The sequence below is a fragment of the Hominisplanchenecus sp. genome (genome assembly GCF_046967715.1).
GTDB classification, from domain to species: Bacteria; Bacillota; Clostridia; order Lachnospirales; family Lachnospiraceae; genus Hominisplanchenecus; species Hominisplanchenecus faecis.
The window spans coordinates 1-12,926 of the sequence record NZ_JBKVNQ010000068.1 but is presented as its reverse complement, the minus strand read 5'-3'; the positions used below and the strand labels follow the sequence as shown (position 1 = coordinate 12,926).

Genomic DNA, 12,926 nt, shown 5'->3' with positions numbered 1-12,926 from the left:
CCTCCTGGTCCCAAACCAGGCGCTCTAGCCAAGCTGAGCCACACCCCGTTATTTGCTTATATGCATTTCTCTTTTTTTGTTTGACACGAGATATATTTTACAACTTTTATTTCTGTCTGTCAAGTACTTTTTTTTACTTTTTTCAACATTTTTTTGTTGTCATTTTATTTTCCCGCTTTGTTTCCGGCTCATTGCCTTCAACGTGTTGTATCATACCATCGTTTTTCTCTTCTGTCAACACCTTTTTTCAAAAAAGTTTAAACAATTCCAAAAATTCCAAACAATTTTGATCTTCACCGTTTTTGCTGCGATCTTTTCACATCTGTTATCAAACGCTGCTTTTCTTCTATTTCAAGAATGCCTCCGGCACTGTTGCTGTGCGGTGTACGTCATCCATCATATGACATATTCTTCTGTGCACCTCTGCAATCCGCCGGAGGCTATATCAAGTTTTATCAGAGATAACAGATTTCATAGCGGGCTTCTCCCGCCTCATCTATGGTCATGATCATGTAACTTGGCCTGCGTCCTTCCTGTCTCGGATAAGACAGACTGCCTGGGTTTAAGATCGTGATCCCGTCTTCCGTATCCAGATACGGTTTGTGTGTATGCCCGAACATCACAATGTCTTTGCCCCTGCTCCTTGCCTGGCGGCGAAGCTCCTCGGTATTGAGGGAAACATAATAATAATGACCATGTGTGATCAGCACTTTATATTTGCCGAGTTCAAACTCGAGTTCTCTTGGGAGCATGGAAAAAAAGTCATTGTTTCCACTGACCATATAGGCTGCACACGGAACCAGACGGCGTATGTAATCTTCCTGTCCTTCCACATCTCCGAGATGGATCAGGGCATCGATCGGTTTTGTCATTTCGATCACCCGCTCCAGATTTTCCAGTCTTCCATGCGTATCACTGACGATCAGTATCTTCATATGCTCCCTCCTCGCAATATTTTCTCAGCTGTTCTTTGATCGCACGCAATGCCTTGCCTCTGTGGCTTAATTCATTTTTCACATCCGGCTCCAGCTGTGCCGTTGTACATCCATACTGTGGCAGATAAAAGATCGGATCATATCCAAAGCCATTCTCACCCTGTTCTTCGTATCCGATGATTCCTTCGATCGTGCCTTCACTGTGCAGCACTTCTCCATTTGGAAGAACCGCTGCAATCGCACAGACAAAACGTGCGGTACGTTTCTCATCCGGCACCCCTTCCAGACGGCTGATCAGATTTGCATTTTTGATATGATAGGAAGTATCTTCTCCCATATAGCGTGCAGAATAAATGCCCGGTTCCTTGTTCAGGTAGTCAATCTCCAGTCCAGAATCATCTGCAAGCACGATATCATGGCATTTTTCAAAGATTGCACTTGCCTTGATCTGTGCATTCTCTGCAAAACTCGTTCCATCTTCTACAATGTCTGCCTCTATACCGGCTTCTTTCATCGAGACAACCGGCATCCCAAGATCTCCCAGGATCATTTTGATCTCTTTCATTTTCCCGGCATTTCCGGTTGCAAAAACAATTCTTTTCTTCATGATTTTCTCCCTTCTGCTTTTGTTCATCCTATATTCGTTATCATAGCACATCAGCGATTATCTGTATAGGCTTTCAGGCAGATATTTCCGCCATACTCTTCTTCGATCCGGCTCCACCTGTAACCGTCCACGCTGACGTAGCCGCACCCGTCTTCCAGATTTACATTTGCAGTCTGGTCATCGGCCCGATATTCCATCGCCACTGGATAATCACTGCCCGGTGTGTTTATTTTGACCATAACAGCAAAACTTTCTCCTTCTGCTATGGAAATTTCTTTTTTCAGATCAATCGTATAAAACCCTTTTCGTTCCAGATGACCTTTCTGGATCTTCTTTGGCAAAACAAGTGACATCTCGTTTTTAAAATCTGCCGCCACATAGATTTCGTAATCCGACTCCGGCCCGGTTGCATAAAACCCGACTGCACGCAGCGTCTGTGTACTATCTGCCGTATAAACGTTTGCAAACCAGCAGCTTTCTTTTTTATAGCCCATATTTCCGACCCAGCCACACAGATCGGTCTGATAAAGATGGTCATAGTTATCCATCCCGTCAATCCTTGTGTATGCCACACAGTTTCTGCCAATCTGTGTATCATCATAGGCAACATAAAATCTTCCGCCGTCGCCAAAGCCTTCGCCCCAGCTGTTCTGACACAGAAACGCACCGTTTTTCGATGGAGTCTTCGTAAAATTCTCCGCCGGATAATCATCATCCCATCCAATGATCAGAATGTCATGGTTCACTTCATCCTCTCCATTATAATAGTAGGAAGTATTTTCCGGATCATAGTATTCAGATGTCACTTTTGTCCCGCCCATATCCATATAGATCGAGCTTTGAACGGCTCCGTACCGGTAAATCATTTCTTTGATCGCATCAAAATCCTTATCTTCTGCGATCTGAACTTCCTGCACATGTTTTACCGGAGAAAGGCCTTCCGGTGTAACACCATCTCCATAAGGATCCATCTCTTCGGTCACCGGTCCCTGCCACGCCGTCAGATAGGCGATCGCAATGTTGTAGGCTCCTCCCTCTTCCTGACCGATTGCATAGCTGTTCTGTGTGGAAATGTGATCCGCCGAAAAAACGATATCCTCCTGCGGCAGCAGCCGTGATTCCAGGGCAGACGAAGTAACAACTGCCCAGCAAGTCCCAAACGTACCTTGATTTTTCACTTCCGGAGCTTTGCCCGTCATGCGTCCATCATAAGCGGACGGCAGACCTTCTTCCTGCTGTCCGTCTGGCTTCTGTGCCTGTTTTTTCGTTTTCTGTTTCCTGTTTCCGGTTTCTGTGGTTTCGTTCGTCTCTGTCTGATCCAGATGCAGCAGCCGGTCGATTGGTTCTTTGTATACATCATACAACAACGACACACTCAGGCATACGATCACGATCACCAGAGCATTTCGCATACTTCTTAAAAACCTTATTTTCAATTTTTCTCCCGTCTTGGAGGTTTTGGCCCCAGATACTGATAGAAATAGGTTTTGATCATACCATTATAGATCTTACGGTTCTTGTCCGCTTTCTTTCCTATATAATGCTGTGCATCCTCGTAACTGGTGATCATATATTTGGACCAGGTATCAAGACGGTCAAAGCTCTCTCCGATCTGCCGGTAAAGTGCCGGAAGTTCTGCTTTTTCTTCCAGACGCTCTCCATACGGCGGATTGGTGATGATAAAACCATACTTTTTCGGATGATGCAGTTCGCTGACCGGTCTTTGCTGGAAATGGATCAGTTCTTCCACTCCGGCTCTTCTCGCATTTTCTCTTGCACTGTGCACCACTGCCGCATCGATATCGTATCCCTGAATGTCTGTCTCGATATTCAGATTGATCTGCTCCTGTGCTTCTTCCACCGCATCGTACCAGTTTTTCTTCGGGATCAGATGCAGCCAGGCTTCTGATAAAAAGCTGCGGTTCATGCCCGGTGCCATGTTTGCCGCCATCATGGCGGCCTCGATCGGGAAGGTACCGCTTCCGCAGAACGGATCGACCAGAATACGGTCTTTTCTCCATGGTGTCAGCATGATCAGTGCTGCTGCAAGCGTCTCCGAGATCGGGGCTTTTGCTGTATTCTGACGATATCCGCGTTTGTGCAGCGAAATTCCGGTAGTATCAAGTCCGATCACCGCCTCATCCTTCATAAACGTTACCCTTACCGGGAAAGAAGCTCCGTCTTCTTCAAACCAGGATTTCCCGTAAGCCTTTTCCATCCTTTTTACCATTGCTTTTTTCACAATGGACTGAATATCCGAGGTACTGAACAGCTTACTCTTTACGGAAGTTGCCTTTGTAACCCAGAATTTTCCGTTTTCCGGAATATATTCTTCCCACGGAAGAGCACGGACACCCTCAAAAAGCTCGTCAAACGTCTCTGCATGCACCGTTCCGACCTTCAGAAGGATCCTCTCCGCCGTCCGCAGAAAAATATTTGCATAGCAGATGGCCTCGGCATCTCCGAGAAAAGTCACCTTTCCGTCTTCCACTTTGCTGATCTCATAACCTAAATCTGTAATTTCCCGTTTCAATACTGCCTCCAGCCCGAAATGGCATGGGGCGATCAGTTCATAAATTTTCATATTTTCTCCGTATCTTCACATCTGTCCCTTGTCTACAGCTGCAGTTCTTTTATAATCGTTCCATCAAATCCTTTGATCGTAAACAGACCATCTTCCAGGATTGCATAACTTGGCGGATTTCCTTCTTTCGGGATCGATACCGATCCCGGGTTGAGCAGTGTATAATCTTCTCTTTTTTCTGCTTTTAATACATGCGTATGACCGTGGATCAGAATATCCCCGTTTTTCAGAGGCGGCAGATTGTTTTCATTATAAATATGACCATGTGTGGCATATAGATTACGTTCTCCGTAAAGAATCAGAGCGTAATCTGCCATCACCGGGAAATCCAGTACCATCTGGTCTACTTCAGCCTCGCAGTTTCCGCGAACCGCACAGATATCATTCTTCATCAGGTTTAACATGGCAATCACTTCTTTTGGAGCATACTCTTTCGGCAGATCATTTCGCGGTCCATGATACAGAATATCCCCGAGAAGAATCAGGCGGCCTGCCTCCTCCGCCTGATATGCCTCCAGCATCTTTCTGCAATAATACGCAGAACCGTGTATATCAGATGCAAACATCAATTTCATATCGTATATTCTCCTTTTCTTTTTCACTTTGCATTTCAAGGCAAAAGAACAGCTGTCTTTTCAGCCCTTTTTCACTGTTCTCTTCCTGTTTATTAACTATAATCTTGCTGTTTTTCCCTGTCAATCTTTTTTGCCTCTATCCAAGCCTTCTGTGCCAGGAATGGATGCCGCCGGTCAGACTCTTTGCCCGGTATCCTTTTTCTGCCATCTCCCTTGCCGCCACCATACTGACTGAACCACGTTCACAGTAAAAAATCAGTGGAACATTCTTTGGCAGTCCCCGAACCTTTTTCAGCCGTTCATACGGAATATTCACCGCTCCCGGAATGTGATAAGCTGCATATTCCCACGGTGAGCGAAGATCTATCACAAAACCCTGTTCTTTTTCCAAAAGGCGATCCAGTTCTTTTTCCGAAATCATTTCATATTCCATAAATCCCTTCACTCCTTCCAGTATACCATATGCCATAAAACAGAAAATGGTATCTGAAAAACCCCTTCCGAAGACTTGATTTTCCGTAAAATGAAACATCCGGTAGGGGAGCTACCGGATGTTTCGAGGGGAGTATAAATAATTAATAAGGGGTTCGTAAAAAAAATTTTTGAAGGGTAAATTCTTTTTACAGTTGAATTATAATATATATTGGTAAAAATTGCAATAAGTATTTTTCTGTTTTTTGTCTATTATGAAAACATCGGCAGATTTTGGCAATGATTTCCATTATATTTTTTCACTTTTTGAAGAAACTATAAGATGTCAGAAGGCACCACATAAGATGCAGTGCAGTTCTCTCAGATCAATCTCAGACGTACTGACCAGAAACGCACACAAAGTCTCTCGTGCCTTCGGAATGAATTTACAGTCACAAGGAGGAAATTGACATGAGTAAAAATGCAAATTCGAAAAACCGCACACAGAACACTTACAATTCCACAAACGAAACCGATCGGACTACTTCAAAAAATGCTTACGATTCGAAAAACACCTACGATAAAACCACTTCAAAAAACTATGCCGGTAAGAGCAGCTATGACAAAAACTGCCATAACGACGCTTACGACGAAGACGAAATGGAATAAACCATTACCGCTTTTCTATGATACAGGTGCAGTCCCATGCTGCACCTGCTATTTTTTTACCTGACTCTGATTGTTTTTTTCTTCTTTTTGTTTTCTTTTTCCAATGATCTCCACAAGGGAATCGACCATAAATATGCCAAGTGCGATCACACCCGCAATCTGAAGTGTCTGCACCAGGTAGGCAGCTCCCATGCTTCGATTTCCTATAAAAAAGTAATGCACGCTGCGATATAATCCTGCCCCCGGAACCAGTGTCAGAAACCCCGGGATCAGAAAAATCGTCACCGGTGCTTTTTTGATTCTTGCAAAAAAATGGGCAAGCAGTGTAATAGCTGCCGCACCGAGCAGATTAGCTGTCATCATCCCGAATCTTTGCAGTACAACCAGATAGACAAACCATCCGGCCGCACCGATAAAGCCGCAGTTTATAAGATATTTTTTCGGTATTTCAAGTGCCATTGCGAATGTAAAAATGGCCGCAAATGCCGCTATCACCTGTATAATCATCACATCACCCCCGTCAGGATCATTCCAAATGAAACGCCTGCCGCGATCGCCGCCGCACTGACAAATGCTTCCAGTGCTTTTGCTCCTCCTGCCACATAATCACCCTGCATCGTATCCCGCACAGCCGTTGTTATGGCAGCTCCCGGAACGATCGGCATGATCGCCGCTATGATCACAATATCCATCTGTATCGTCTGATATGGATTCTCTGCTGCCAGATATGCCACAACTGCGATTACCGCTGAAGCAAGCAAAAGCTGAAAAAAATCATTCAACCCGATCTTTCTTCCAAGGTACAGGATCAGAACCATGCCAATACCTGCCGCACCTGCCCCAACTGCATCCCATCCGTTCCCGCCAAGCAGAATCGCAAAGAAAAACGCTACCATGATCTGTGCGATGTATTTTTGCAAAGCTGTATAGGTGTACTGTTTCATATGCTTCAGACTGTGAAATGCTTCTTCCAGACTGATGTTCCCGGAACAGAATCTTCTTGAAATGTCATTCACTTCTGCAATCCTGCTCAAGTTCGTTCCTCTTGTTTTGATCCGTTTGACAACGGTCATGGAATCCATACGCGGATCATCGAGCGTGACGATCAGACCGGTCGGCATCACAAACGCTTCTGCTGTTTTCATGCCTGACACTTTTAATATCCTGTGAATGGTATCTTCTACGCGATGGATCTCTGCTCCGCTTTGCAGCATGATCTTTCCTGCCAGTACCGCTGTATCAAGAACCAGTTTACACTCTGCGGTTTTATCCAAAGCTATGCCCTCCATTCCTGATTTTTCTTTCTGAAATACTACCTCATTTATTCTATCATTGCCCAAAGCAAAAAGCCATAAAAACAGGCTCAAAAATTTTTTTATTTTTTTCAAAAAAAGTGTTGACATTTCCATAAACATACTATATAATTCTCATTGTTGCTGAGGTACACAGCAAAGCAACAAAACAAAATGTGCGTTTAGCTCAGCTGGATAGAGCGTTTGGCTACGGACCAAAAGGTCGGGAGTTCGAATCTTCTAACGCACGGTGAACCGCTAGAGTCGTTGACTTTGGCGGTTTTTTCTTTGCAAGAATATCCTCAATAAAAATTGACCGAGCTCTTTAGAGCGAGGGATGCTTCTTGTCCGAAGGGCAAGAAGATGGGCATTAAGAAAACTTATATGTAAAATATAACGCCATGATGATTCGAAAACAATCTCCTGACACGCTGCGTTTCCTGTTCGGTTCGCTCGCCGGTTAGCCGCCCTTCGCCTAAACTCGCCTCTTCGAGGCTCAGACAGCGGCTCCTTGGGGCGGCAGCATCGCAAACCTCACGACGGAAGCCTTGCTACCGTCAGAGCGATTTGTTTTCGAATTCATCATGGCTGTATTATTTTACGCACTATTTTTTACGATACCGTTCGTTTGCACATTGCCAAAAGCTCCTGGTCTGCCCGGAGTCTCTTAAGTGGAACAGCCTTTCGAGCCAAAAGACAGAACATGAAAAAAACAGAGGTAAAGTAACGGAAATTCAATGCCGTCACTGTGCCTCTGTTTTTTTACTATCTTGATGCGGAATGTTTTGATTCTAAAAACTTTCTGCGTGCACCAGCGTGGCAAAAGGCTGTTTCCTGCCAGCGTGTAAAATATGATATGAAGTGTTTTTAAAAACTATGGCCGTTCAAAAACGTACAGCAATGTGCAAAATGAACAATTCCCAAGAAGGCACTTTTACGTGCCCTTCGGGGAATTCGTTCATTTGCACATGCAATACTATTCTTTTGCAAACACTATTTTAAAATGTGCGGCATTTCAGTTCTTTACACCTGCCAGGAAACCAACGGTCAATTTTTATTTAAGGAGTTCCACAAAATCTTTTATGTAATAATCTGATGCCTGCCGGATTTTCTCCTGGTCATCAATAGATGCTTCTTCCCGCATGGCCACAACTTTAAACCCTGCACTTTTCGCCGCACAGATTCCTTTATAGATATCTTCATAGACAAGGCATTCTTCCGGCGAAAGTTTCAGTCTTTTTGCCGCTTCCAGATAAACATCCGGGAAATCTTTGCCGTGTGGCACTTCCATGGTAGTCACAAATGCATCAAAGCACTCCAGCACGCCATTTCGCTCAAGGCAGGGTGCAATCAGCTCGTAAGCCGATGAGGTCGCCGCAGCGATGCGTGTACCGGCCTTTTTCAATTTCAGCAGATATTCTTTTGCATGGGATTTGAGCTCCACCTTTTTCGCATAGGCTTCTGCTGCCATCCCATGCCATTCCTGTATCAGATCTTCCGGCTTTTCATTCAGTCCGAATCGCTCAATCGTATACTCGGCAGCCCGGTAATACCCCATCGGTGTGATCATCTCCAGATAATCCGACGGCACTTCAAATCCTCTTCTGCCAAGAAAATCCACGTCAATCTGCCTCCAGACCCACATAGAGTCCAGAAGCGTACCGTCCATATCAAAAATCGCACCTTTTTTCTTTATCATAAGTAAAGTTCTCCCATTTTATTAAGCGCTCTGCTGCTCACCGAAGTAGACATCGTACCATACCAGGAAGGTATAGACTGCCCAGATTTTACGGCTGTTATCTGCCAGACCATTATAATGATCATCCATCAGCCTGATCAGGTAATCCGTCTGGAAGAATTTTTTCGATGCTTCGCTTTCAAATGCAGCACGTACTTTATCATAATATTTCTTTTCTTTGAGCCATACACGTGTCGGTACCGGGAATCCCAGTTTTTTGCGTGTTGCCACCTGCTCCGGAAGAATGCTGTGTGCAGCTTCACGGAAGGCATATTTTGTCTGTGTCTTGCGGATTTTATTATCAAAAGAAAGTTTTCTGGCCGTCTTATAAACTTCAATATCCAGATACGGAACACGCGTCTCCAGAGAATGTGCCATACTCATCTTATCCGCTTTCTGAAGGATATCTCCGATCAGCCAGAATTTCAGGTCAATATACTGCATACGTGCGGTATCATCCAGTTTTCTGGTTTTCTGATAACAGGCTGCCGTCAGTGTCTTCGGATCTTCTGCCGGAATGCTGCTCTTTAAGACTTTTGCTTTTTCCTTTGGATGGAACAGATAAGCATTTCCGATAAAACGCTCCTCAATCGGTGTACATCCGCGGATCAGATAATTCTTTCCCTTAAAATTCTTTTTGTTGTCTTCCAGTTTTTCTTTGATCTTCTTTTTCAGACCTGCCGGCAATACTTTAAACGGACGTAAAGAGACTGGTTCATGATAAATCACATATCCGCCAAACAACTCGTCCGCACCTTCTCCGGACATAACTACCTTCAGCTTGCTTGCTGCCAGTTCGTCTACAAACCAAAGGGCAACTGCGGACGGATCGGCTAAAGGCTCATCCATATGATACTGCACTTTCGGCAGCACTGCCCAGTATTCTTCCGGTGTGATCACTTTCTGATGGCAGGTACTTCCCGCATAATCTGCAATCTCTCTTGCACGCTCCATCTCGCTGTATCTGCCGTTGTCTTCTGCAAATCCTACCGTAAATGTATTCTGGAAATGTCCCTGTGCTGCAATGTAGTTGGAATCCACACCACCGGATAACAGAGAACCTACTTCTACGTCACTGATCTTATGTGCCTCGATCGACTCGGCAACACGTTCCTTGATCTCTTCTACGATCGCTTTCTCATCCTGATGCTTCTCCGGTACCAGAGTCGGATCAAAATAACGGGAAACTTTTAATTTGCCGTCTTTGTATTTCAGACAGCATCCCGGATTTAATTTATAGATGCCTTTGAAAAAAGTCTCATCCATAGCAGAATACTGGAAGCTCAGATAATGGCTCAGAGCCTTTTCATTCAGCTCACGTTTGTACTCCGGATATTCCAGGATTGCTTTGATCTCGGATGCAAAGACCAGATTTCCATTGATTTCCGCATAATAAAATGGTTTGATGCCAAAAAAGTCTCTGGCTGCAAATAATGTTTTCTCTTTGCTGTCCCAGATGGCAAATCCAAACATTCCGCGAAGCTTTTTCAGCATTTTCTCGTGGTATTCTTCATATGCATGGATCAGGCATTCTGTATCAGAATGGTTTGCAAACACATGTCCTTTTGCCTGAAGTTCTTTCGTAAGTTCCTGATAATTATAAATTTCACCGTTAAATACGATTACAACTTCACCCGTCTCATTGAACATCGGCTGATTGCCGCAGTCCAGATCGATAATGCTCAGTCTTCGAAATCCCAGTGCAACATCCTCATCTATATAGTTTCCGCCGCCGTCCGGACCTCTGTGATAAATACTTTTCATCATATTTTCGATTACCGGCTTCTGTTTGTCGTATTTTCCTGCTATTCCACAAATTCCACACATAATCTACACCTACTTTCATGCACTTCAATTTTTCATATGATATGATGCCAGGGTCAAAAGGTCTAAATCCACATGAGCTTGCTCATAGGTGGATGAAAGACCTTGGGACCCGCCCAGATATGGAGCAGAACATCCAGTGGATGTTCGTTTTGCTCCGACCGAAGCGGAGCGTAGACATAAAAGTGGGATGATAATCCCACGATATGCGAATACTGGAGAGGATTGTGGGAGTGCAATGCACGGAACAATCCGTAGGCATCATAGTTGGGGACTTTTGACTCCAACATCATGATATCATAATATACCACTTAATTTAACAACATACCATGCAAAGATACTACAAAATTTCAAGAATATCCAGTTATTTTTTCTTGTTTTTTTAACATGAACCCATTATTTTGCTTCTTATATTCAGTTATTTCGTTCTGGCTCTTGCTTTTTTCCTGTTTTCGGTTACAATAGAACAGGTAAAATGTCAGTGATACTGACCAGAATACATACAGCTGATTTTGTATGTATTTCGTTCGATTATTATTGTATACAATATACTTTCTGGAGGTTAAAAATGATTAGTGCAAACAATGTGACTCTGCGTATCGGTAAGAAAGCATTATTTGAAGATGTAAATATTAAATTTACAGAGGGAAACTGCTACGGTCTGATCGGTGCCAACGGTGCCGGCAAATCCACATTCCTGAAGATTCTTTCCGGTCAGCTCGACACTACCAACGGCAATATTGTCATCACACCCGGACAGCGTCTCTCCGTCCTGGAACAGGACCATTTTAAATATGATGCGTTTACGGTCATGGACACGGTTATCATGGGAAATCAGCGTCTCTATGATATTATGAAAGAAAAAGATGCCATTTATGCAAAAGAGGATTTCAGCGAAGAAGACGGTATCCGTGCCAGCGAACTGGAAGGCGAATTTGCTGAGATGAACGGCTGGGAAGCAGAATCTGATGCAGCCACACTGTTAAACGGTCTTGGCATTGAACCGGATCTGCATTATACTCTGATGGGCGACTTAAACGGTAACGAAAAGGTCAAAGTCCTGCTTGCAAGAGCCCTGTTCGGCAATCCGGACATCCTTCTTCTCGACGAGCCGACCAACCACCTGGATCTCGGTGCGATCGAATGGCTGGAAGAATTTCTGATCAACTTTGAAAATACGGTGATCGTGGTATCCCATGACCGTTATTTCCTGAATAAGGTCTGCACCCACACCGCAGATATCGACTACGGTAAAATTCAGCTCTATGCCGGTAACTATGACTTCTGGTACGAATCCAGTCAGCTGATGATCCGTCAGATGAAAGAAGCAAACAAAAAGAAGGAAGAAAAAATCAAGGAATTACAGGACTTTATCTCCAGATTCAGTGCCAACGCTTCCAAATCCAAACAGGCTACTTCCAGAAAACGTGCTCTGGAAAAAATCCAGCTGGATGAGATCCGTCCTTCCAGCCGTAAATATCCGTACATTGATTTCCGTCCGGAACGTGAGATCGGCAATGAAGTACTGATGGTAGAGAATCTTTCCAAGACCATCGACGGCGTAAAAGTACTCGATGATATTTCTTTCACACTTGGAAGAAATGACAAAGTCGCTTTTGTCGGCGGCAACGAACTTGCAAAAACAGTATTCTTCAAGATCCTGATGGGCGAAATGGAACCGGACGAAGGTTCTTTCAAATGGGGTGTCACCACATCTCAGGCTTATTTTCCAAAGGACAGCACCAAAGAGTTCGACAATGATCTGACGATCGTAGACTGGCTGACACAGTTCTCCGAGATCAAAGATGCAACTTATGTACGTGGCTTCCTCGGACGTATGCTGTTTGCCGGTGATGACGGTGTGAAACAGGTTCGTGTACTCTCCGGTGGTGAGAAAGTCCGCTGCCTGCTCTCCAAGATGATGATCTCCGGTGCAAACATCCTGATCTTTGACGAACCTACCAACCACCTGGATATGGAATCCATCACTGCCCTGAACAACGGCATGATCAAATTCCCAGGTGTGATCCTGTTTGCTTCCCACGACCATCAGATTGTGCAGACAACGGCAAACCGTATTATGGAGATTCTGCCAAACGGAAAACTGATCGACAAGATCACTTCCTACGACGAATACCTGGCAAGCGATGAAATGGCAAAGAAACGTCAGGTTTACAGCACAGAGGGAACTCTGGAAGACAACTAAATCATCAAGATCAGATCTTTCTGAATATACTTTATGATGCCAGGGTCAAAAGGTCTAAATCCACATGAGCTTGCTCATAGGTGGA

At 44.3% G+C, this 12,926-nt stretch carries 13 protein-coding genes and 1 tRNA gene; 3 read left to right on the top strand and 11 right to left on the bottom strand.

All coding sequences use genetic code 11. The features are described 5' to 3' along the window. Window positions 1-455 precede the first annotated feature (455 nt). From ACLTL4_RS09665 to ACLTL4_RS09640, 6 genes are all read right to left on the bottom strand, one after another. Window positions 456-935, bottom strand: coding sequence for a metallophosphoesterase family protein (locus tag ACLTL4_RS09665; protein WP_022118378.1), 480 nt, complete (start codon window positions 933-935; stop codon window positions 456-458). Continuing rightward, complete coding sequence (rdgB, locus tag ACLTL4_RS09660) at window positions 913-1,542, bottom strand: RdgB/HAM1 family non-canonical purine NTP pyrophosphatase (RefSeq protein ID WP_412290409.1); 630 nt, start codon at window positions 1,540-1,542, stop codon at window positions 913-915. Before rdgB ends, ACLTL4_RS09665 begins: the two co-directional genes overlap by 23 nt. 50 nt (window positions 1,543-1,592) lie before the next feature. Continuing rightward, window positions 1,593-2,978 carry a lectin like domain-containing protein gene (locus tag ACLTL4_RS09655; RefSeq protein ID WP_226911878.1) on the bottom strand — a complete coding sequence of 462 codons (1,386 nt, stop codon included), beginning with the start codon at window positions 2,976-2,978 and terminating at the stop codon, window positions 1,593-1,595. Next, window positions 2,975-4,126, bottom strand: a complete 1,152-nt coding sequence (locus ACLTL4_RS09650) for a THUMP domain-containing class I SAM-dependent RNA methyltransferase (RefSeq protein WP_147631184.1) — start codon at window positions 4,124-4,126, stop codon at window positions 2,975-2,977. Before ACLTL4_RS09650 ends, ACLTL4_RS09655 begins: the two co-directional genes overlap by 4 nt. 32 nt (window positions 4,127-4,158) lie before the next feature. Further along, the gene (gene yfcE, locus ACLTL4_RS09645; RefSeq protein WP_173866701.1) at window positions 4,159-4,701 is read right to left on the bottom strand and encodes a phosphodiesterase; all 543 of its coding nucleotides are present in this window, start codon (window positions 4,699-4,701) and stop codon (window positions 4,159-4,161) included. Window positions 4,702-4,837: 136 nt separating this feature from the next. Continuing rightward, window positions 4,838-5,134 carry a rhodanese-like domain-containing protein gene (locus tag ACLTL4_RS09640; RefSeq protein ID WP_022118383.1) on the bottom strand — a complete coding sequence of 99 codons (297 nt, stop codon included), beginning with the start codon at window positions 5,132-5,134 and terminating at the stop codon, window positions 4,838-4,840. A 449-nt stretch (window positions 5,135-5,583) separates the two neighbouring features. On the opposite strand from ACLTL4_RS09640, the gene ACLTL4_RS09635 reads away from it, so the two are divergent. Next, entirely contained in the window at window positions 5,584-5,781 is a 198-nt protein-coding gene (locus ACLTL4_RS09635) for a hypothetical protein (RefSeq protein ID WP_022118384.1), read from the top strand. Between the two features lie 48 nt (window positions 5,782-5,829). On the opposite strand, the gene ACLTL4_RS09630 is transcribed toward ACLTL4_RS09635, so the two are convergent. Next, window positions 5,830-6,288 carry a threonine/serine exporter family protein gene (locus tag ACLTL4_RS09630; protein WP_022118385.1) on the bottom strand — a complete coding sequence of 153 codons (459 nt, stop codon included), beginning with the start codon at window positions 6,286-6,288 and terminating at the stop codon, window positions 5,830-5,832. Beyond that, window positions 6,288-7,055, bottom strand: a complete 768-nt coding sequence (locus ACLTL4_RS09625; protein ID WP_226911880.1) for a threonine/serine exporter family protein — start codon at window positions 7,053-7,055, stop codon at window positions 6,288-6,290. The genes ACLTL4_RS09630 and ACLTL4_RS09625 overlap by 1 nt, the downstream gene beginning before the upstream one ends. 194 nt (window positions 7,056-7,249) lie before the next feature. Here ACLTL4_RS09625 and ACLTL4_RS09620 point away from each other — a divergent pair. Beyond that, window positions 7,250-7,323, top strand: a tRNA-Arg gene (locus ACLTL4_RS09620). Between the two features lie 804 nt (window positions 7,324-8,127). Here the strand turns inward: ACLTL4_RS09620 and ACLTL4_RS09615 are convergent. From ACLTL4_RS09615 to ACLTL4_RS09605, 3 genes are all read right to left on the bottom strand, one after another. Next, window positions 8,128-8,772: an HAD family hydrolase gene (locus ACLTL4_RS09615; protein ID WP_173866959.1), complete on the bottom strand. Its 645-nt coding sequence runs from the start codon at window positions 8,770-8,772 to the stop codon at window positions 8,128-8,130. 21 nt (window positions 8,773-8,793) lie between these two features. Continuing rightward, the gene (gene asnB / locus ACLTL4_RS09610) at window positions 8,794-10,638 is read right to left on the bottom strand and encodes an asparagine synthase (glutamine-hydrolyzing) (protein WP_147631170.1); all 1,845 of its coding nucleotides are present in this window, start codon (window positions 10,636-10,638) and stop codon (window positions 8,794-8,796) included. Between the two features lie 62 nt (window positions 10,639-10,700). After that, window positions 10,701-10,928 carry a hypothetical protein gene (locus tag ACLTL4_RS09605; protein ID WP_226911882.1) on the bottom strand — a complete coding sequence of 76 codons (228 nt, stop codon included), beginning with the start codon at window positions 10,926-10,928 and terminating at the stop codon, window positions 10,701-10,703. Between the two features lie 275 nt (window positions 10,929-11,203). Here ACLTL4_RS09605 and ACLTL4_RS09600 point away from each other — a divergent pair, with 275 nt between their 5' ends. Then, window positions 11,204-12,841 (top strand): ABC-F family ATP-binding cassette domain-containing protein, encoded by a 1,638-nt coding sequence (locus ACLTL4_RS09600; protein WP_022119640.1) that lies wholly within the window; start codon window positions 11,204-11,206, stop codon window positions 12,839-12,841. Window positions 12,842-12,926: the final 85 nt, after the last annotated feature.